The sequence below is a fragment of the Ectobacillus polymachus genome (assembly GCF_048159605.1).
Classification (GTDB): Bacteria; Bacillota; Bacilli; order Bacillales; family Bacillaceae_G; genus Ectobacillus; species Ectobacillus polymachus.
The window spans coordinates 114,998-135,173 of record NZ_JBLREB010000002.1; the positions used below are offsets into that span (position 1 = coordinate 114,998).

Here is a 20,176-nt window from a genome sequence, read left to right on the forward strand (position 1 = left end):
AGACGCTCCTGCTCTACTTAACTATATCATACCTAACTTTGCGAAAAAACCTTTTCCATGTAAAAGATGGGAGAAAAGCAAATCCTCTTAAAAGGGACAAAAATTCTATGTTCGATTGTCTATTTTTTCTCTCTATTCTTGTCTTATTTTAACTAAGCCCTCTTTTTGAAGTGTGCTATAATGTGGTAGGAATATCGACATATTGCTACATGATATAAAACCATTACAGTTAGGAACGTAATCATTCTGCAGTAAAGTTACGCTCCTAACTGTGCAGGTCGTGCTATACATTTAATTCACATCATTTTAGGAGGCTATGCATGCTAAAGAATTGGAATACTTTTCAGAATGGGTTCGAGAATTTCTTGCTCCTATTTATTATTCTCCAACCGATTCTAGATTTAGTAACCTCGTTAAGTATTATCGTATTTCAGGCAAGTGCAACAGTGGGCATTTTTGTTCGTCTCATTGTAATGGGTTTCGGAATGTTGTATATCATTCTACAAGCTCGCCAGAAGGATAATCGTAAGTATATCTATTATCTTGGACTGCTAGCTTTGGTTTTCCTAATAGGGCTTATCATTAATAAGATGGTTAAGCACCCTATTTTAATGGGGGAAGAGATTAAATATGTTGCAAAAACAATGTATACATTTGTAATGCTAGGATGCTATATCTTAGTATTCAAATCTTTCTTGCAAAAGGGGAAACAAATTGGAAAAGCAATTACTTATGTTGTGTATGCAACGCTGCTAATAAATGCGGTTATGGTAATTTCCATTGCAACTTCAACTGATTTCAATAGTTATGAGTATTTTAAAACAGGATCACGCGGATGGTTTTATGCAGGAAATGAGCTTGGTGCTATATTAGCTATTAGTTTTCCTATTGTGCTTCTATTTGCCACGGAAAAAACAAAGCGTATGAAAGATATTTTATTTTGGATACCAGCTATGCTTTCTATTTTTTCACTATTTGCCGTGGGAACAAAGGTTGGATATGGTGCCATCCTTCTTGGATTAGGAACCGTTGTAGTCGTATGCCTGTTACAAGGTATATTTCATAAAGAAAGTAGAAGTATCTTATTATTAAACGGAGTGATTGGAGCTGTTTTATTAGCGGGAGTTGCTCTATATACACCATATTCGCCTATTACGAACAATACGAAAGTTCATATGAAACTCATTGAAGAGCAGCAAAATCAGGCAAAGGAAAACGTAGCGCCAGGTGACTTACCAAAGGATCAGGTAGGGGATATTATTTTCAGTGGCCGTGAGACGTTTTTAAATATGGAAAAAACTCAATTTAAAAATGCTCCTCTATCACAAAAGTTATTTGGAATGGGCTATGGTGGAAATTATAAATCTGAGCCGAAGCTTATTGAACAAGATTTCTTTGATTTATTCTATTCATATGGATACATTGGTTTTCTTTTCATTATTATACCGTTTGCGTATTATGGTGTGAAAATGGTTCGGACGTTTATAAAGAAATGGAGAGAGCTTTCAAATATACAATATGCATTATTAGTAATAGGAATGGCGCTTGGTCTAGGAATCGCGTTTACAGCTGGGCATGTATTAATGGCTCCTGGGGTAAGTATTTACCTTGTTGTTATTTGGGCGTATTTGCTTGTAAAGGCTGGGGTGGAATCGGAACAAGCCATTTCATAGATGAAATTTTACGAAAAGCTAGCTTTTGGTTAGCTTTTCTTTTTTCTAGGAGGGTTGCAGATGAAAGTATTACACTTGAATGCAGGAGCAGAAACTGGCGGTGGAAAAACACATATTCTTTCGCTCTTGTCTCAGCTGCCGAAGGATGAAGTAGAGCTGGCGGTGTTCGAAGAGGGTGAGATTGCCAAGGAAGCAAGAGAGCTTGGCATTCGTGTTCATGTTTTCACGCAAACATCACGTTATGATCTATCGGTTCTTAGAAGGTTAACTACTTTTATCAATGACAACGAAATTGATATTATTCATACGCATGGTGCACGTTCAAACTTTTTTGGTGCCTTATTAAAATCTCGTATTCATGCGAAATGGGTTACGACGATTCATAGTGACCCAACACTAGATTTCATGAATCGCGGCTTTAAGGGCTGGCTGTTTACGAAGCTGAATCTTCATGCTCTTAGAAAAGTAGATTTGTTCTTTGCGATTACAGAGCGTTTTAAGAAAAACCTCGTATCATTAGGTCTTCCAGCAGGGAAAATTAAAGTGATTTACAATGGTATATACTATACGCAGGAGCCGGCCATCCCGTATGACAAGCAGGCGGATTTGCATATTCCAAATAATAGTTTTACGGTTATCCAGGTTGCGAGGCTGCACCCAGTGAAAGGCCATGAGATTTTACTGGATGCTGTGCAGAAGGTTGATATTCCGAATTTGAAGGTATTACTGGTCGGGGATGGACCGAGCGAGCAGCAGCTAAAAGATCAGGTGAAGGAACGCGAATTAACGGATACGATATTATTTTTAGGGTATCGCCGCGATACAGATCGCTTGTATGCAACAGCAGATATTAGCCTATTAACATCTTATAGTGAAAGCTTTCCTCTTGTATTATTGGAGTCAGCCAATCAGCGTGTACCATTCATTGCAACGGATGTAGGTGATATGCATAAGCTTCTTCCGAATCCCTCGTATGGCTGGATCATTCCGACCGGGGATAGTGATGCCTTAGCAACTGCCTTAGAGGAAGCCTATGCGACGCGAAACGAGTTAGCTGTGATGGGAGAACATATGTATCAATACGCATCCTCACGTTTTTCTCTTGAAAAGCTATGTCGTGATACGTATGAAAGTTATGAGAACCTACTATATTAAATTTTCATGATAGAAAGGATAGCATTCATATGACGATACGAACAGTTGATATACTCGGGATCCCTTTTTCTACCATGAGGATGGGGGAAACGATTGACTATATTTCAACGCAGCTCTATGAGCGCGAGCAGGCATTTCATATTGTAACAGCGAATCCGGAAATCGTAATGTGTGCCAAGAAGGATCCTAAGTTTAAGGAAGCTGTCCTACATGCAGATTTGATTACACCAGATGGCATTGGAGTTGTGAAGGCTAGTGGCTGGTTTGGCGAGCCCATTCCAGAACGGGTAGGCGGCTTTGATATGACGAATCAATGGTTTCGCCAATTTTCAAAGGAAGAGCCAAAAACTGTTTATCTTCTTGGTGCAAAGAAGCATGTTGTAGAGAAAGCAGCATCTGTCCTTTCATCACAATATCCAGGGGTACATATTGTCGGCTATCACGACGGCTATTTTCGCGATGAGGATGAGGAGGAAATCATCCGGAACGTGCAGGAAGCAAAGCCAGATATTTTGCTTGTTGCCCTTGGTTTTCCTCGTCAAGAGCAGTTCATTATGCGCAATAAACATCGGCTTGGTGCAAAGATTGCCGTAGGTGTTGGAGGGAGCTTTGATGTATGGGCTGGTGAAGTAAAGCGTGCTCCGAAATGGATGCAATCTATTAACCTAGAATGGTTTTATAGACTGTTAGCAAATCCTACCCGCTGGAGACGACAGCTTATATTGATTGAGTTCTTGCAAGAGGCGATGCGCGAATGGAAGAAAAGACGATCGTAAGAAAAAAGCAGCTTCGAAGGCTGCCTTTTTCTTTCATCAAACGTTTAATTAAATAGGATCAAACAAGATATGATGGCGTTTTGTAATGCAGTATCCGTAAGATAAAGTGAAACTTCCCTCGGTGGGGGTTTTTTCTCATCCCCACCGAGGGTCAGCAAAGGCCAATTCGGACTTTTACGGGCAGTTATCCCCCGCTTAGCCTTTTCGGATTCCTCTAAGCCTTGAAGTGGGGGTCTTACTGCCCGTTAAAGCGGGATAAATCGTAAGGATTCCTGTTTACAAAAGGCATTTTTTTCGTTATAATTTTAAATCGTAATCATTATGTTTTATTTAAATTGTAATTACTTTGATTTTATATAGATGAGATCGAGTGAGACTTCGCATATGTAAGGTTTTTTCTTAAATCAACGGAGAATTGTACTAAAAAAAATAATGTGAAACGAGGTGTTTCTTTGGAAAGCCAGATTGTTGTTGATCATGTAAATGTACATGTGGGCGGGCAGTGGATATTAAAGAATATTTCTTTCCAGGTTAAGCCAGGAGAGTTTATTGGAATTATTGGTCCTAATGGAGCAGGGAAAACGACTTTATTACGAACTCTTCTTGGCATGATAAAACCGGACAGTGGAACGATTTCGTACCGAGATGACAATAAAATGAAAGGGAAGTCTATAATTGGCTATGCCCCTCAATCTAGACAAATTAATCCTGAGACTCCGCTTTGTGCTTGGGATTTTGTTAGTTTCGGTCTTCCGCATCGTATGCGACCATGGTTAACGAAGCAAGATAAACGAGTGGTTGAAGAAGTTATGGCCCTCACAGATTCCTTATCCTTTGCAAAGAAGCCGATTGGTTCTTTGTCTGGCGGGCAGCGGCAACGTCTATTTGTAGCGCAAGCATTGGTGAGAAATCCGGGTATTTTGCTATTGGATGAGCCCACTGCAAGTTTAGACCCCGGTGCACAGGAGAATCTCGCTGCTGTCGTAAAGCGAATTAATCGTGAGCGAGGCACAAGTGTTATGTTTGTCGGTCATGATGTAAATCTAATTGCAAAGCACGCAGATCGAATTCTGTACATTACCAAAGGTAACTATACGATGGGCACAGTAAATCAGGTCCTACAGTCAGATGTATTATCTTCGTTATATGGTGTTCCTGTAGAAGTAAATCACTTAGATGGGAAAATTGTGGTTACCGTTTCTTCTAATACCTCCATTTGTATTCATGAAGAATCGAATAAGGAGGATTATTCACATGTTTCAGTATGATTTTATGCAAAATGCGTTTCTGGCAGGAAGCTTTGTTGCCATTATGTGCGCAATTATCGGCGTATTTGTAGTTGCACGTGGTTTATCTTTTTTAACGCATGCCTTTTCGCATCTTGGTTTTTCCGGGGCAGCGTTTGCAGTATATGTAGGAATTGATCCTTTCTTTGGTATGCTGCTGTTTACTGGTGTGTCTGCGCTAGCAGTTGGCCAGATGGGAGTAAAAGTATATAAGCGAGATGTTGTTATAAATGTTATACTAGGGATTTTCTTAGGGCTAGGACTATTATTTCTATCTTTATCATCAAAGCAAACGAACGCGATGAGTTCTTTATTGTTTGGTAGTGTAGTTGGCATTAGCTCATCAGAAGCATGGAAAATGGTAGGGTTAGCTATCGGTATATTACTTGTACTAATACTTGGCTATCGAATGTTAACTTTTGATTCGTTTGATCCAGTTGGGGCTGAGGCAGCAGGATATCCTGTTCGCTTTATTTCGATTGCATTTCTACTCTTACTAGCAGCCGCTACTGCTGAAGCGATTCAGATTGTTGGAGCTTTGCTTGTTTTTGTACTTACGACGATTCCGGCATCGACAGCAAGATACTTGACGTACTCGGTTTCGAAGATGGTTCTGTATGCAGCCTTGTTAGGTCTGACAGGTGTATGGTTAGGGTTAACGCTAGCTTATTATACGAATGCACCCGTTAGTTTTTATATCGCAATTATAGAAGGATTACTTTATTTCATGGCTTGGGGCTTGCATGCCTATAAAGAACGTATTCGTCCGCAAGAGGGGTAAATGTAATAAGGGGGAGAAATAGTGAGAAGAAAGAAATGGATGTCAATATCGATTGTAATCATGCTGTTTATGCTTACATTAGCCGGGTGCTCTAGTAAGGAAGGCTCGAATTCTACTAATAAGAAAATAAAGATTGTCGCAGCAGAAAATTTTTACGGTGAGATAGCTGAAAAAGTAGGCGGAGATTATGTTGAAGTACAATCCATTATCAATAGCCCTACACAAGATCCTCATGCATATGAGGCAACGATAAAAGATTCTAAGGCTGTAGCCGATGCACAGCTCGTTATTTATAACGGCATTGGCTATGATTCATGGATGGAAAAAATCGTAAAATCAAATACTTCAAGTTCAAAACAAACGATAGCAGTAGCTACAGATATAGCAAACAAAAAAGAAGGCGATAATGTTCATGTTTGGTATGATCCTACCGTTATGCCGAAATTAGCAGAGAAAGTAGCAGAAGATCTAGCTGCAATCGATCCACAACATGCAAATGAGTATCGACAAAATGCAAAAGCCTATTTGACTGAATATGCTCCGTTGCAGGACAAGATTGAAAAATTAAAACAGCCTTCTATTACGTTGGATGCATCAGAAACGATATTTAATTACATGGCAGAAGCGCTGCAATATAAAATTCAAAATACGAAATTTGCAGAGGCGGTAACGGAGGAAACGGATCCGAGCCCTGCCGACATTTTAGCCATCCAAAAGGATATGAAGGAAAAGAAGATTACGTTTTTTGTAAACAATACACAAAATTCGAAACCAACGGTCGATAACCTGTTAAACCTAGCAAAAGAAACAGGTATTCCTGTTGTCAATGTTACAGAAACAAAGCCTGCAGGAAAAACATATATACAATGGATGACGGATCAGCTAGATCAAATCGAAAAAGCAGTACAAGCAAAGTAAGTGTGTGCGAGCTGACTTAAAAGAGAATGGTTTTCTCCCTTTTGAGTCAGCTCTATTTTGCGTTTTGCAAAGTTTTAACCTATGATATAATACCTTAAATACATAATTTTTCTGCGTGTTCTCACAAATATCACTATAAGCTCTTATTTATAAGGGAAAAGAAGTAAGATGAATTATCAGTAAATAAAGTTTATTTTGAAATATCTGTATACAGGTTTTGCTCTGTTAAAGAATAGGGAAAAGTGCCGAAAGATAACATAATAGGGAGCTTAGAAATGAAATAATGTAAGAGGAGAAGGTACAGGTCAACTACTCGCCACTTATCGACCTTACGGTGTGATTGAAGTGGGAGCTTGTAACTACCCAGAAGTGCAAGCGTCTTGCAACTCCTTCCTTAGTGTGGTGTTACATCGTGGGCAGATTGACTGCTACCCTACTACAAGGGATATACCCAAATAGCAACCGTTACACAGGCGGCTTTGTCTAGAGGCAGTACTAGGCTTCCACATCCAACTAGGCAGACGAATACGTCTAAGATTTTACGCTACAACCGATTTTTTGTAGCAACCTCATATCTTGTCAAAGAGCAAAACGAGTAAAGGAGTGCCTTCCATATTCAACGGTTTTCTCCTTTATCCAAATTAAATTATAACACGAAAGGAGGTAGCTCAGGAGTGTTTTGGCTTACGCCAACGCACATTCCTCCCCACCTTAACATTGGGCTACGCACTGCGCATGTTTGAAGATGGGATATCCTGTGCGATTTTAGATGAACAATGAAAGTATCACATCGAATCGAAAGCTGCTTGGCATTGCTGGTTTCGGATGGTTATTTGACGCAATGGATGTAGGATTGCTTTCTTTTGTCATTACAGCTATTCAACAGGAATGGCATTTAACTAGTCAGCAGATGGGTTGGATTGGGAGTATTAACTCGATTGGAATGGCTGTCGGTGCACTCTTATTCGGATTGCTTGCTGATAAAATAGGGCGTAAAGCCGTTTTTCTAATCACATTACTTCTTTTTTCCGTAGGGAGCGGTGTTTCAGCATTTGCACCAACTCTAGCGATATTTCTGCTTATCCGCTTTTTTATTGGAATGGGTCTTGGCGGAGAATTGCCGGTAGCATCTACATTAGTATCGGAAAGTGTACCAGCGAAAGACCGGGGCAGGATTGTCGTTTTACTAGAGAGTTTCTGGGCTGGCGGGTGGATTATATCTGCGCTTATCGCCTATTTTGTAATTCCATCCTATGGCTGGAAAACGGCAATGATCCTAAGTGCGATTCCTGCTTTCTATGCCTTATACTTACGTTTGCGTTTACCCGATTCACCTCGTTTTCATACGAATGCTGAAAAGCAGCCTTGGCTTGATAAAGTAAAAATGATTTGGACTGCCTCCTACGCGCGTCCTACCATCATGCTATGGATTGTATGGTTTTCTGTCGTATTCTCATATTACGGCATGTTTTTATGGCTTCCAACCGTTCTAACCTTAAAGGGATTTACATTAATTAAAAGTTTTGAATATGTGCTATTGATGACATTAGCACAGCTTCCAGGCTATTTTAGTGCAGCATGGTTAATTGAACGAGCTGGTAGAAAGTTTGTCCTCGTAGTATATTTATTAGGAACTGCGTTATGTGCCTATTTCTTCGGGCAAGCTACGACGCTGTCTATGCTCCTAACGTTTGGCGCGCTTCTTTCGTTCTTTAACCTCGGTGCATGGGGAGCATTGTACGCTTATACACCTGAGCAATATCCAACTGCTATTCGCGGAACGGGCGCTGGGATGGCAGCTTCCTTTGGACGGATCGGCGGAATTATAGGACCGCTCTTAGTAGGATATTTGGTTGCCGCAAAGGTACAGATTTCAACGATTTTCTTTATTTTTTGTATTAGTATTGTAATAGGAGTGCTTGCTGTTGCTTTTCTTGGAAAGGAAACAAAACAGCAGGAGCTTGTATAACATAAAGTGAAACTTCCATCAGTGGGGGATTTTTCATCCCCCACTGATGGTTAGCCCGCCCAAATCGGACTTTTACGGGCAGTTGTCTCCCACCCTCTCTTCCTTGCTTCTCTCCGAATCTTGAGGTGGGGGTCTTACTGCCCGTTAAAGCGGGATAAATTCCGTTTTTTCGCTATACTTGACTCCTTTGGTGTTACAAATTCCAGAGGAGTTTTTCATTATAGGACGTTTTCTTTGTAAGATAGAAAAGGAATATGACATTTTGAGTAGAATATGTTTGTATAGAAAAACATTAGGGTGGTTTAGACAAAATGAAAATATTACTCGTTAGTGAAGAAGCTCAGCTTCAATTTATGAAAGAAGTTTTCAGTCGTGATCTAGAAAGAGCAGAGATACTAGAGGCGATGACAGAATTAGATGCTATTAAGCTTACAAAACGCTTTCATCCAGAATTTATTTTTATTGATATAGCTTTATCAAATCATAATGGGTTAGAGTTAGCCTTACTCATCCAGTCGTTAGAATTAAAAACAAATATTGTTTTAATAGGAAAGGAAACAAAAGATGCATTAGAAGCGTTTCGGCTTCGGGCATTTTATTTCTTGCTTCAACCTATTGCCAAAGAGGAAATGGACTTTGTCATTGATCTTATGCAAAAGGAATTCAAACAAAGCAGTCACGAACCGCTTCGTAAGCTCCCCATCGAAACGAATGAAGGGATCTCCTATATTTCTCCGAGCGAAATCGTATATATAAGTAAAAATAAAGAAAACAAAACGGTTTCGATTCATACAAAGGATGTTATACATATTTCTACTTATACATTACAAGATCTCGAACAAAAGTTACTTTCCTATCATTTTTTGCGCGTACACAAAAGCTATCTTATGAACTTGGAATATGTAAAGGAACTCAGACCGTATTATAACGGTACATACAATATATACGCCTCTGTTTTTCCAGATGAACCAATTCCTGTAAGCAGAAATTATATAAGAGTATTGCGTAAAAGTTTAGAAATATAACAACTTATGAGAATGAAACGACATGTTAAAACAGAATAAAATCATCATAAGGTGTTATATAACAAAATATTCAGAAAAATTAGTATAATTCCTCTAAGACATACTTAGGGGGGGAACATATTTGAAAGGATTACAGTCGGTTTTGTTATGGGGAGTTGTATCCGCACTAGGAGCTGTTGGATTTGCTGTATTAGCCTTAAGTCGCGGGGAATCAGTGAACGCGATTTGGCTGTTAGTAGCAGCTGTTTCTGTATATGCAGTTGCCTATCGTTTTTATAGTAAGTTCATTTCACAAAAGGTATTTGGGTTAGATGATAATCGCAAAACGCCTGCGGAGCTATTAAACGATGGGAAAGACTACGTACCAACTAATAAATGGGTGTTATTTGGACATCACTTCGCAGCGATTGCTGGAGCAGGTCCTCTAGTTGGTCCTATTCTTGCAGCACAAATGGGTTATTTACCCGGAACCATTTGGATTATCGTAGGAGTCGTGTTATCAGGAGCAGTACAGGATTTTGTTATTTTGTTTGCATCTATTCGTCGTAACGGGAAATCTCTCGGAGAAATGATTAAAGATGAAATTGGACCTAAAACTGGGCTTATTGCCATGATTGGTATTCTTGCTATTATGATTATTTTATTAGCAGTTTTAGGACTTGTTGTAGTAAAAGCTCTAGTTGGCAGTCCTTGGGGTATGTTTACGATTGCTGCAACGATTCCGATCGCATTGCTTATGGGCGTATATATGCGCTATATTCGTCCAGGTCGTGTTGGAGAGGCTTCTGTCATTGGTATTGTTCTTCTTATTCTTGCGCTTATATTCGGACAGTATGTAGCGCAAACTCCAGAAATCGCAAAGCTTTTTACATTTAAAGGCGAGACGATTGCGATTATGTTAATTGTCTATGGGTTTATCGCTTCTGTTTTACCAGTTTGGATGCTGCTTGCACCGCGTGATTATTTAAGTACATTTTTAAAGATTGGTACTATAGTTGGACTTGCACTAGGCATTATCTTGGTTAGACCAAGCTTACACATGCCAGCTGTTACAAAATTTATTGATGGAACAGGTCCTGTTTTTTCAGGAAATCTTTTTCCTTTCTTATTTATTACCATCGCTTGTGGGGCAATTTCAGGATTCCATGCTCTTGTTTCATCTGGAACTACACCAAAAATGATCGAACGGGAAAGTCATGCTCGTGCAATCGGATACGGTGCGATGTTAATGGAATCACTTGTTGCCATTATGGCGATGATTGCTGCATCTGTGCTTACACCAGGAACATATTTTGCAATAAATGCTTCACCAGCCGTTATTGGTACTGATGCTGTGCATGCAGCCAATACAATTAGTTCATGGGGGTTTGTTGTTACGCCTGATTATTTGCAAACATTGGCAAAGGATGTTGGCGAGCAAACGATTCTTTCTCGTACGGGCGGTGCGCCTACCTTAGCGATTGGGATGGCCTATATTTTCAGTAACGTGATTGGTGGAAAAATGCTAATGGGATTTTGGTATCACTTTGCCATCCTTTTTGAAGCGTTGTTTATTCTCACTACAATTGATGCAGGAACTCGTGTTGGCCGTTTCATGATTCAGGATGTTCTTGGTCAGGTGTATAAGCCGCTAGGAAAAACGAATTCTACATTTGCAAATATCGTAGCAACAACTCTTTGCGTGTTAGGATGGGGATATTTCCTATATCAAGGTGTAATTGATCCGCTCGGCGGAATTAACACGCTATGGCCACTGTTTGGTATTGCCAACCAAATGCTTGCTGGCATTGCCCTTGTTGTAGGAAGTACGATTCTATTTAAAATGGGCAAGAAAGCATATGTATGGGTTACATTACTTCCAACGACATTTGTTCTCGTTGTGACGATGACGGCGGGCTTTCAAAAGCTATTTGATAGCGATCCGAAAATTGGATTTCTATCTCACGCGAAAATTTTCCAACATGCTTTAAGTAGTGGAAAAATACTATCACCAGCAAAAAACGTTGCTCAAATGCAGCAAATCATTACGAATGACTATGTAGATGCATCTTTAACTGCACTTTTTATGATCGTTGTTATTGCCGTACTGATTCCTGCTATTCGCCTTTGGATTCAAATTCTTCAAAACAAAAAAGTAGAATTAAAGGAATCACCTTATGTTCCGCGAAATGATGAAGAGGTGCGTAATTATGCGTAATGTTCTAGATAAGATTATGAAATGTCGAAAAGAGTTTATTTCGTTATTGGTTGGTGTGCCAAGCTATGAAAAATATGTAGCGTATATGAAGGAGCATGCGGCAGGTCAACCGATTTTATCAGAACGAGCATTTTTTGATGAAGTACAAAAAGCGAAATTTGATGGAAAAAACGGAAACATAACAAGGTGCTGCTAATGAAAGACATCCGGCCTTCTGCTAAAGGTCGGATGTTTTTTTATGCTTGTTTTTATATAGAAGCTATATTAACTTCGAAAAACATATAGTACAATATTATTGGAAATATTTTAAAATGAATTATTATCAAAATAGAAAGGCATTTTTTATGATTAGTCAGGTTTTCGTAAATATAGCGATTCTTCTTTCCTTCATATTTGTTGTCGGGCAAGTATTTAGAGATAGAACATTACATGACCCACTATCGTTGCAAGGAAAACTGGTAGTAGGTGTGATTACAGGTGCATTTGGGATTGTGCTAATGAATTACAGCTTAGAGGTGGAAACCTTTATTCTTGATTTACGTCATTTAGCGATTATTATAGCTGCAATAATGGGTGGTCCTATATCTACTATGGTTGCAGCCATTCTGATTAGTGTGGCACGGTTCACCTTCTTTCACACCGCTACATTTATTAACAAAATAGCAGCTGTTAGTGTACTTGGTGTAGGAGTTGGCTGTTCTATCATCATAACCTTTGTGTCCTCGTGGATGAAACGATGGATTTGGCTTTTGCTGTTTTGCATGGTTATGGCATGTATTACGCTAGTACCAATGACGTCTAACATACTCATTTATATCATGTATTGTACTTCGTTTATGCTTACGGGCTATATTGCTTATCTAAGTATTACCTATGTCAACCAATCCAACGAAATATACAGATATACGGAAAGACAGGCGACAATTGATTTTCTAACGGGTCTACAAAATGTTCGTCAATTTGATATTTTACTAAATCAATATATTGAAAAGAGCGAAGAGAGTTATCAAGAACTAGCGTTGCTTATGCTAGATATAGATCATTTTAAAAAGGTAAATGATACATATGGCCATCAGGCGGGTGATGCTGTTTTGCAGCAAATCGCTAGTATTTTAAAGGAGCATGCCTTTTCAAATTTAGCCTTTCGCAAGGGCGGTGAAGAATTTGCTCTACTTTTGCCTGGGTGTACATCGGTTATGGCTATTGAAATTGGGGAGAAGGTTCGAAGTGCTGTAGAGCAGCATGGTTTTGTACTACCGAATGAGTCGATGATTTCTGTAACGATTTCTGTAGGAGTTTCTGTGTATAGTAATTCTTCTGAAGAATTCATTCGCAAGGCGGATGAGGCATTGTATTGTTCTAAGCAGCTTGGAAGAAACCGAGTTAGTATGCTGTAAATAATCGTTAAAGGTGAAACAGCCAAGGAGTAACTTCCTTGGCTGTTTCTTGTGTAAATATATTGAAAATAATATTATTTATGGAATAAATATATTGCAATCTTATAAAAATGAATGGTAAAACAGAGATAGTTAGATTGAAAGTACCCATGCCAAAAAGAGAGGATGATTGAAATGCTCGTACAGAAGAGAGTATTTTCCTTGCAGCATTACTGTTTTGAAAACGGAATGTGTATCCCAATCGAACTTGGTTATGAAACATACGGTGTATTGAGCGCGGCGAAAGATAATGTCATTCTCGTAAATCATTATTTCAGTGCTACTAGCCATGCTGCCGGGCGCTATACAAATGAGGATGAACAAGCAGGCTGGTGGGATGAGCTGATTGGACCGAATAAGGCAATTGATACAAATAACTTCTTTGTTATTTGTATGGATAACTTGTGCAACGTACAGGCAAATCATCCAGCTGTACATACAACAGGGCCGGCAAGTATCAACCCGGAGACAGGAAAGCCGTATGGTACAGGATTTCCTCCCTTTTCATTCCGGGATATCGTTCATATTCAGAAGGAATTGCTACAGTCACTCGGTATTACAAAGCTGCACGCAGTAATCGGTCCATCGGCAGGTGGTATGATTGCGCTTCAGTGGGCGGTAACGTATCCAGATTGGACCGAGCGGTGCATCGGTGTCATTACGAATGCACAAAATCCTATCATAACGTCCTTTAGCCCTCTTCAGCATGGAATACGCGCTATTATGCTCGATCCACATTGGAATAAGGGCGATTATTACGGAGGAAGTGAACCGACTGAAGGTCTTGTTTTAGCAGTGCAGATGATGCAACTAGGTGCCTATTCTCCTAGCTGGTACGAAACGGTTCGAGATCAGCAAGAACAGGGACTCTATCAATCGATTTGGCAATCCGCTCCATTTGAAAAAATGGTAGATAATGTGGTGCGAGCAAGACTTGCCTACTGCGACGCTAACCATTGGTTGTATACATGTAAAGCAACGATGTACCATGATATTTCTTACGGCTATAGTAGTTTGCAAGAGGCATACGAGCGTATACATGCAAAAGTTTTGCTTATTTCGTGCCTACAGGACCAATTACAGCCGGCATTATTTAGCAAGAAAACAGTCGAAGCATTGCAGCAGTTAGGAAAAACAGCATCTTTTTATTCCTTTGACAGTGATAAAGGTCATATGGCTGGTGTACTAGAAACACATCATTTTGAAGATGACATTCGGAAATGGTTAGAAAGTTGAACATCATCGAAAATATGATATAATTCAACTAGTGAACAATTCACTGGTTGAATTATTTTATACATGAATAAAAAAGGAGGACCAATGGACAAGAAAACGTTAGATAATCTTATTTGCAGATATGAGGAAGTATTTATTTTTGCTAATAAAAAGCTAAGTGTACTTCTGTCAGAGCAGCTTTCAGGCGATCTTACATTAGAACAATATGGAACGCTTCGTCATCTTAAACAAATTGGGCCTTGTAGTGCTAGTCAGATTGCAGAATTTAATTGTGTAAATCGAAGTGCAACAACTGCAATGATTGATCGTCTTGTTGCAAAAGGCTATGTAACGCGAGTGGCGGATTCGCAAGATCGGCGGGTTGTACTATTACAGCTGACAGAAGAAGCTGAGCGCGTATTAATTGTGTTAGACGAGAATGTTCGTCAGTTTGTATATTCGTATTTAAAGGAATTAGAAGAGGAAGAAGTAGAACAATTCATTCGCATTTACGAAAAGATATGGAGAATCATTAACGAAAAGGAAGGTAAATAAGAGAATGAGAGCACTCATAAAGCTGCGATGGATTTTTCTTATCATCTGGGTTGCACTTACAGTAGGGTTACTTGCCTTTTCACCGAATATGGAGCAGCTTGTTCGTGATAAAGGAAATATCACGATTCCTGACAATTATTCCTCCCAAGTTGCAAAAAGTATTTTGGATCGCCATAAATCAGCAGATAGCAAATCAATTTCAGCTACTCTTGTTTTTCATGACAAGCAAGGGATCACAGCGAGTGATGAAAGTGAAATCAATCACGTTTTGGATGCGCTGCAAAACAATAAAGATAAACTCGGTATTACCACATTAACAACGTATCGGGATAGTGAAGATATTCGCAAGCAGCTCACTTCTAAGGATAATAAGACGATCCTTGCAGCAATTGAAATCGATCCGAAAAATCGAAAAGCCGGCGAAATTCGTGATGAATTAGAAAAAGTAGTTGGCAATCCAAAGATTGAACACTATTTCACAGGGGATAGCTTTATCGGTGAAGATGTTGTAGTCAGCTCGCAAAATGGATTACACAAAACAGAATTGATTACGGTTGTATTTATTCTCGTTGTGCTAATTCTCGTATTCCGTTCGATTGTTGCACCATTTATACCGTTGATTACAGTAGGAATTTCCTATGTGGTAAGCAGTACCATTGTTGCATATTTAGTAGATTGGTTTAGTTTTCCTTTATCAAACTTTACGCAAATATTTATGGTGGCAGTTTTATTTGGAATAGGAACAGATTATTGTATTTTGCTGCTGAGCCGTTTTAAAGAAGAGCTGCCTAAGCATGATAGCGTAGGAGATGCCATCGTAAAAACGTATCAAACAGCAGGGAAAACCGTTTTCTTTAGTGCGTTAGCTGTATTGATCGGTTTTTCATCTATTGCTTTGTCTAAATTCTCGCTCTATAAATCGGCAACAGGGGTAGCTGTCGGGATTGTTGTATTGCTCCTTGCCTTTTTAACGCTTGTTCCATTGTTTATGTACTTGTTAGGACCTCGATTATTTTGGCCAGCAAAGTCTATGGAGGGACATGGCGAAAGCAAATTTATGGCGGCTCTTGGACAATTTTCGCTTAACAAGCCGTTTCGTGCCCTATTAGTCGTGGCAGTTATTATCGTACCATTATTATTTACGTATAACGGTAAACTTTCGTTTAACTCGATTGATGAAATAGGGGAAAACTATGAATCTGTGAAAGGGTTCAACACCATAGCAGATAGCTTCGGGCCAGGCGAAGTCATGCCTGTTCAAGTTGTCGTAGAAGGAAAGGAAAAGCTTGATACTGAGAAAGCTATGGCAGCCATTGAAAAGGTAAATCGGGAAATTACGAAGCTGCCATCCGTGGAAAAGGTTCGTAGTGCTACCCGGCCACTTGGCGATCCCGTGAAGGAATTTAATGTGACCGATCAGGCAAAATCTCTGCAAGAAGGTGTTGGAAAAAGTACAGATGGCATCGATCAAATCAAAGGCGGTTTGAATGATGCGAAAAATCAACTAGCCGGATCTGGACCGCAGATTAGTTCAGCGGTAACGGGCATTGATCAGCTTATTAATGGAACAAAGCAGACACAGGGTGCTGTTACTGATGTGCAAAAGGCATTGACACAAATTGAGCAAGGAATACGAGCGGGCCAAATGGGCGCAGGGCAAGTACAAACGCAGCTTAATAATATTGCACAGCAAATCGAGGATTCCAAAGTTAAGTCAAATCAAATGCTTGCAGGGTATGATCAGCTCGCAGGGGGATTGCAACAGCTGCATGATAACTATGCAGGGATTCAAACGAATTTACAAGGGATGTCCTCTGGATTAGATAAAACGAACACAGTACTTGGTATGTTAGGACCACAATATAAAAATAATAATAATCAATTGTTAGCAGATGATCTTACCTATCAAGATGTACAAAAAGGCTTAGCTAAAACGAGTCAAGGATTGCAATCCCTCTCACAAGGCTTAGCAATCTTGAACGAAAATTTGAACTCTGTAAAAGAACAAGTTACTTCGGGCAAGGATCAGGCAAGCAAATCTATTAATCAACAAGATCAACTGGTCAGCGGACTGCGACAGCTTGCAGCTGCAGCAGGAGTGCTTCAAAATGGCAACGCAAAATTGGCGGATGGACAAAACCAGGTTATTAGCAATCTGCCAAAAATGTCAGATGGTCTTGGAAAAATAGTAGATGGGCAAACACAGTTAAAGCAAGGATTTGCTCCTTTAACGGATCAGCTAGGTTTACTGCAAAACGGACTTGGTCAAAGCGTAGATGGACTTGGTCAAATTTCAAATGGCTTGCATGATGCACAAGACTATTTAGGTAATTTAACAAATTCTCCAGATAAAGAGATGGCAGGTTTCTATGTTCCAAGTTCTGCATTAGAGAGCGCAGACTTCCAGCAGGTATTTGATAAATATTTATCAAAAGATAAACAAGTTGCAAAGTTTGATGTGGTATTAAAATACAATCCATACTCGAACGAAGCTCTGCAATCGACGAAAGATATTCAAGATGCAGTGAAACGTGGCTTAGCAGGAACGGATTTACAGGATGCGAATATCGGGATATCCGGTGTATCCGCTATGTCATCCGATATGTTAGCGGCGTCAAATAGTGACTATACACACACCGTTATCTATATGCTAATTGGGATTGCGATTATTTTAATCCTATTGCTTCGTTCGCTTGTGATGCCATTGTATTTAATTGTTTCATTACTATTATGTTTCTTCTCTTCACTTGCCATCAATCAAGTCATTTTCGTGAATATACTAGGATATGATGGGATAAGCTGGACGATGCCATTTTTCGGCTTCGTGCTTCTGATGGCACTAGGTGTAGATTATAGCATCTTCCTTATGGACCGCTTTAATGAGTATAAAGGAATGCCGGTGAAGGATGCGATGCTTCTTGCAATGCGTAATATGGGACCGGTTATTTTCTCAGCCGTTATCATATTAGGAGGAACGTTTGCTGCGATGGTCCCGTCTGGGGTTCTTTCTCTTATGCAAATCGCAACCATCGTATTATCAGGCTTACTGCTATACGCCTTCGTGTTCCTACCGTTCTTCATACCTGTTATGGTGAAGCTATTTGGACGTGCAAACTGGTTCCCATTTGATCGGAACTTGCCAACTGAAAAACAGAATGATATAGGGAAATAAAAAAGGTAGAGAGATAACAAAAGTACCTCCGTTTCATTGTGAATCGGAGGTATTTTCCTATTCTAGTATAGGATGCTTTATCCGCGATTTATCGCTATTCATATCAGACGCAGCAAGGGTTAATCCTTATCTTAATGTAATATTTATCCCCTCTTTAGAAATAACTCGGCATCACTCCACATATTGCAAAAGCTTAACCAGTAATTTTTTGAAAATTATTATTGAATTATCATTGTTTTTCTATTGAGGCGATCGTGTATCTTTCATACAATGCTAGTAAACGAGGTATTGTAAGGAGGGGAACAAATGCGTAAAATAATGATTACGCTGATTGTTGTTCTAACTATTGGACGTGGATGGGAATGGTACATACAAGAAACATCTACGACGCCGTTTCCTGAAGAATCTCGATCTTTAAGTGAAAACGACATGTTAAGTCATCCTATACACATCGCCCAGGAGTTAGAACTTCATTTCGATAATTGAAGTATTAAGGATGAGTAAAATATGAATCAAATTCAAAATTGTCATAAATTGATTTTAAAGCAGGGTGATTCGTATCAGGCAGGTGCGTTTATTTATTTAGATAAACCGCAAACTGTGATAGGGCGTGTGAATCCTTCGTACGAGCCGGATTTCTCTATTCACAATCAATTTGTTTCACGTAAACATTTCGTCATTTTTATAAAGGAAGGCAAGATGACCATTCAGGATTTAGGAAGTAAGCATGGAACAGAGTTAAATAGAGAAGCACTGGTTCCATTTGAAATATACCCATTAAATGACTCGGATACGATTACATTAGCGAATGGGCTCATCGAATTACAGCTGGAAAAAGACTATGATGAAACGATGGAAATTCCAGGAGAACTCCTTGCTTATCATTTACATAAGGACGTACTTGAAATGGATGATATCGCGCAAACCATATATCTTCAGGATACTAGCATCAAATTATCACAAAAAGAGTATGCTTGCTGTAAAGTAATGGCGAATCATTTGAATGAGTTTGTTAGCAAGCAGCAGATTATTGCTGCTGTTTGGCCTGAACGGACATTATCAGATAATGTATATGTCGGAACAGAAGAGATGAATTCGCTGATTTATCGTCTTCGGGTGAAAATAAAAGGATATTTAAAAATTGAATCGGTATTACGAAATGGATTTAGAATGTCTAGAAGCAATTCGCATGATATGGAATAACAGGCGCACGCGGGTGCGCCTGTTATTTATTTCGCTGCGTAAGACCATGGTCACCATTCTTTGCATATTTCTAGGTGTACGACAGCTTCCGTAAAAATATACCGAGCTTTACCGGCTGTATCAATAATATGTAGGCATTGCTGCCTTTCATTGTAATGATGAACACGTCCTGTTAAATGGGAAATTACGCCATGATGACGATAATCAAAGGATACATACTGATTATGTTCCATTGCTTCACAAATCATGATTTCGAAGCTGATGTTTGTCTCCGGTGTAACGGATCGTTCTAGATTGCCTCCAGATTCATAATGAAAGACTTCGCCATTCCACGCCTCCTGATTACACTTCACAGAAATCGCTCCTTTTAATCGAACATTTGTTCTTATTTTACCTTTTTTTATGGGGATTATGCAAGTGATTGTTGAAAGTTATATAGTCCTAGGAACCTTGCAAAAGTATTTCGTGATTTAGTATTTACAAGCATCGTGTAAGAAATCGAATATATCTTTTTTTCTTTGCTTACGGAATAGTCAGAAAAAATAATATATCAAATAATTCAGAAAATATATTGACATAAGGTTAATAGTTATATAGAATGTAAATAATTTCATATGTCTTATCGAGAATAGGTGGAGGGATCAGGCCCTTTGAAGCCTTGGCAACAGCCGTAAACCGGAATTGTGCCAAATCCTGCAGGTTTTGCTCTGAAAGATAAGAGATTACACAGTCATGTGCGAATTCGGGCTGCTTCTTTTACCTTTTTGGGTAGGAAGCAGCCCTTTTAATTTAAATAAAGAGGAAGGGTGAACATG

General features: G+C 39.3%; 17 protein-coding genes and 1 riboswitch. Of the genes, 16 read left to right on the top strand and 1 reads right to left on the bottom strand.

The features are described from left to right. Positions 1–320 precede the first annotated feature (320 nt). The 16 genes from ACM5BR_RS11165 (at position 321) to ACM5BR_RS11240 (ending at position 19,361) form a co-directional block, all read left to right on the top strand. A complete protein-coding gene (locus tag ACM5BR_RS11165; protein WP_416827984.1) occupies positions 321–1,673 on the top strand; it encodes an O-antigen ligase family protein in 1,353 nt (450 codons plus the stop codon). Positions 1,674–1,733: 60 nt separating this feature from the next. Beyond that, complete coding sequence (locus ACM5BR_RS11170; protein ID WP_416827985.1) at positions 1,734–2,828, top strand: glycosyltransferase family 4 protein; 1,095 nt, start codon at positions 1,734–1,736, stop codon at positions 2,826–2,828. A 29-nt stretch (positions 2,829–2,857) separates the two neighbouring features. Beyond that, the gene (locus ACM5BR_RS11175; RefSeq protein ID WP_416827986.1) at positions 2,858–3,604 is read left to right on the top strand and encodes a WecB/TagA/CpsF family glycosyltransferase; all 747 of its coding nucleotides are present in this window, start codon (positions 2,858–2,860) and stop codon (positions 3,602–3,604) included. Between the two features lie 452 nt (positions 3,605–4,056). Continuing rightward, positions 4,057–4,872 (top strand): metal ABC transporter ATP-binding protein, encoded by an 816-nt coding sequence (locus ACM5BR_RS11180; RefSeq protein ID WP_416827987.1) that lies wholly within the window; start codon positions 4,057–4,059, stop codon positions 4,870–4,872. Next, on the top strand, positions 4,859–5,671 hold the full coding sequence (locus tag ACM5BR_RS11185; protein WP_416827988.1) for a metal ABC transporter permease: 813 nt from the start codon (positions 4,859–4,861) through the stop codon (positions 5,669–5,671). Before ACM5BR_RS11180 ends, ACM5BR_RS11185 begins: the two co-directional genes overlap by 14 nt. A gap of 21 nt (positions 5,672–5,692) precedes the next feature. Continuing rightward, positions 5,693–6,589 carry a metal ABC transporter solute-binding protein, Zn/Mn family gene (locus ACM5BR_RS11190; RefSeq protein WP_416827989.1) on the top strand — a complete coding sequence of 299 codons (897 nt, stop codon included), beginning with the start codon at positions 5,693–5,695 and terminating at the stop codon, positions 6,587–6,589. 769 nt (positions 6,590–7,358) lie between these two features. Next, positions 7,359–8,558, top strand: coding sequence for an MFS transporter (locus ACM5BR_RS11195; protein ID WP_416827990.1), 1,200 nt, complete (start codon positions 7,359–7,361; stop codon positions 8,556–8,558). Between the two features lie 311 nt (positions 8,559–8,869). Beyond that, entirely contained in the window at positions 8,870–9,583 is a 714-nt protein-coding gene (locus ACM5BR_RS11200; protein WP_416827991.1) for a LytR/AlgR family response regulator transcription factor, read from the top strand. 121 nt (positions 9,584–9,704) lie between these two features. After that, positions 9,705–11,780: a carbon starvation CstA family protein gene (locus tag ACM5BR_RS11205; RefSeq protein ID WP_416827992.1), complete on the top strand. Its 2,076-nt coding sequence runs from the start codon at positions 9,705–9,707 to the stop codon at positions 11,778–11,780. Next, positions 11,773–11,976: a YbdD/YjiX family protein gene (locus ACM5BR_RS11210; protein ID WP_416827993.1), complete on the top strand. Its 204-nt coding sequence runs from the start codon at positions 11,773–11,775 to the stop codon at positions 11,974–11,976. The genes ACM5BR_RS11205 and ACM5BR_RS11210 overlap by 8 nt, the downstream gene beginning before the upstream one ends. A 115-nt stretch (positions 11,977–12,091) precedes the next feature. Further along, positions 12,092–13,177, top strand: coding sequence for a diguanylate cyclase (locus tag ACM5BR_RS11215; protein ID WP_416827994.1), 1,086 nt, complete (start codon positions 12,092–12,094; stop codon positions 13,175–13,177). A gap of 174 nt (positions 13,178–13,351) precedes the next feature. Continuing rightward, on the top strand, positions 13,352–14,452 hold the full coding sequence (locus ACM5BR_RS11220) for an alpha/beta fold hydrolase (RefSeq protein ID WP_416827995.1): 1,101 nt from the start codon (positions 13,352–13,354) through the stop codon (positions 14,450–14,452). An 84-nt stretch (positions 14,453–14,536) separates the two neighbouring features. Beyond that, the gene (locus ACM5BR_RS11225; RefSeq protein ID WP_416827996.1) at positions 14,537–14,986 is read left to right on the top strand and encodes a MarR family winged helix-turn-helix transcriptional regulator; all 450 of its coding nucleotides are present in this window, start codon (positions 14,537–14,539) and stop codon (positions 14,984–14,986) included. A gap of 4 nt (positions 14,987–14,990) precedes the next feature. Continuing rightward, positions 14,991–18,158, top strand: a complete 3,168-nt coding sequence (locus ACM5BR_RS11230) for an MMPL family transporter (protein WP_416827997.1) — start codon at positions 14,991–14,993, stop codon at positions 18,156–18,158. Positions 18,159–18,464: 306 nt separating this feature from the next. Next, the gene (locus ACM5BR_RS11235) at positions 18,465–18,644 is read left to right on the top strand and encodes a hypothetical protein (RefSeq protein WP_416827998.1); all 180 of its coding nucleotides are present in this window, start codon (positions 18,465–18,467) and stop codon (positions 18,642–18,644) included. Between the two features lie 21 nt (positions 18,645–18,665). Continuing rightward, positions 18,666–19,361, top strand: coding sequence for an FHA domain-containing protein (locus tag ACM5BR_RS11240; protein WP_416827999.1), 696 nt, complete (start codon positions 18,666–18,668; stop codon positions 19,359–19,361). 50 nt (positions 19,362–19,411) lie between these two features. Here ACM5BR_RS11240 and ACM5BR_RS11245 read toward each other — a convergent pair whose 3' ends face one another. After that, positions 19,412–19,714 (bottom strand): YolD-like family protein, encoded by a 303-nt coding sequence (locus ACM5BR_RS11245; protein ID WP_416828000.1) that lies wholly within the window; start codon positions 19,712–19,714, stop codon positions 19,412–19,414. A gap of 263 nt (positions 19,715–19,977) precedes the next feature. Beyond that, positions 19,978–20,082, top strand: a riboswitch (SAM riboswitch). The last annotated feature ends 94 nt before the right edge of the window (positions 20,083–20,176 follow it).

Bases quoted from the DNA above. Each gene is read 5' to 3' on its own strand.
- ACM5BR_RS11165 (WP_416827984.1), top strand. From the start codon at position 321: ATGCTAAAGAATTGGAATACTTTTCAGAATGGGTTCGAGAATTTCTTG.
- ACM5BR_RS11170 (WP_416827985.1), top strand. From the start codon at position 1,734: ATGAAAGTATTACACTTGAATGCAGGAGCAGAAACTGGCGGTGGAAAA.
- ACM5BR_RS11175 (WP_416827986.1), top strand. From the start codon at position 2,858: ATGACGATACGAACAGTTGATATACTCGGGATCCCTTTTTCTACCATG.
- ACM5BR_RS11185 (WP_416827988.1), top strand. From the start codon at position 4,859: ATGTTTCAGTATGATTTTATGCAAAATGCGTTTCTGGCAGGAAGCTTT.
- ACM5BR_RS11195 (WP_416827990.1), top strand. From the start codon at position 7,359: ATGAACAATGAAAGTATCACATCGAATCGAAAGCTGCTTGGCATTGCT.
- ACM5BR_RS11200 (WP_416827991.1), top strand. From the start codon at position 8,870: ATGAAAATATTACTCGTTAGTGAAGAAGCTCAGCTTCAATTTATGAAA.
- ACM5BR_RS11210 (WP_416827993.1), top strand. From the start codon at position 11,773: ATGCGTAATGTTCTAGATAAGATTATGAAATGTCGAAAAGAGTTTATT.
- ACM5BR_RS11215 (WP_416827994.1), top strand. From the start codon at position 12,092: ATGAATTATTATCAAAATAGAAAGGCATTTTTTATGATTAGTCAGGTT.
- ACM5BR_RS11220 (WP_416827995.1), top strand. From the start codon at position 13,352: ATGCTCGTACAGAAGAGAGTATTTTCCTTGCAGCATTACTGTTTTGAA.
- ACM5BR_RS11225 (WP_416827996.1), top strand. From the start codon at position 14,537: ATGGACAAGAAAACGTTAGATAATCTTATTTGCAGATATGAGGAAGTA.
- ACM5BR_RS11230 (WP_416827997.1), top strand. From the start codon at position 14,991: ATGAGAGCACTCATAAAGCTGCGATGGATTTTTCTTATCATCTGGGTT.
- ACM5BR_RS11235 (WP_416827998.1), top strand. From the start codon at position 18,465: ATGCGTAAAATAATGATTACGCTGATTGTTGTTCTAACTATTGGACGT.
- ACM5BR_RS11240 (WP_416827999.1), top strand. From the start codon at position 18,666: ATGAATCAAATTCAAAATTGTCATAAATTGATTTTAAAGCAGGGTGAT.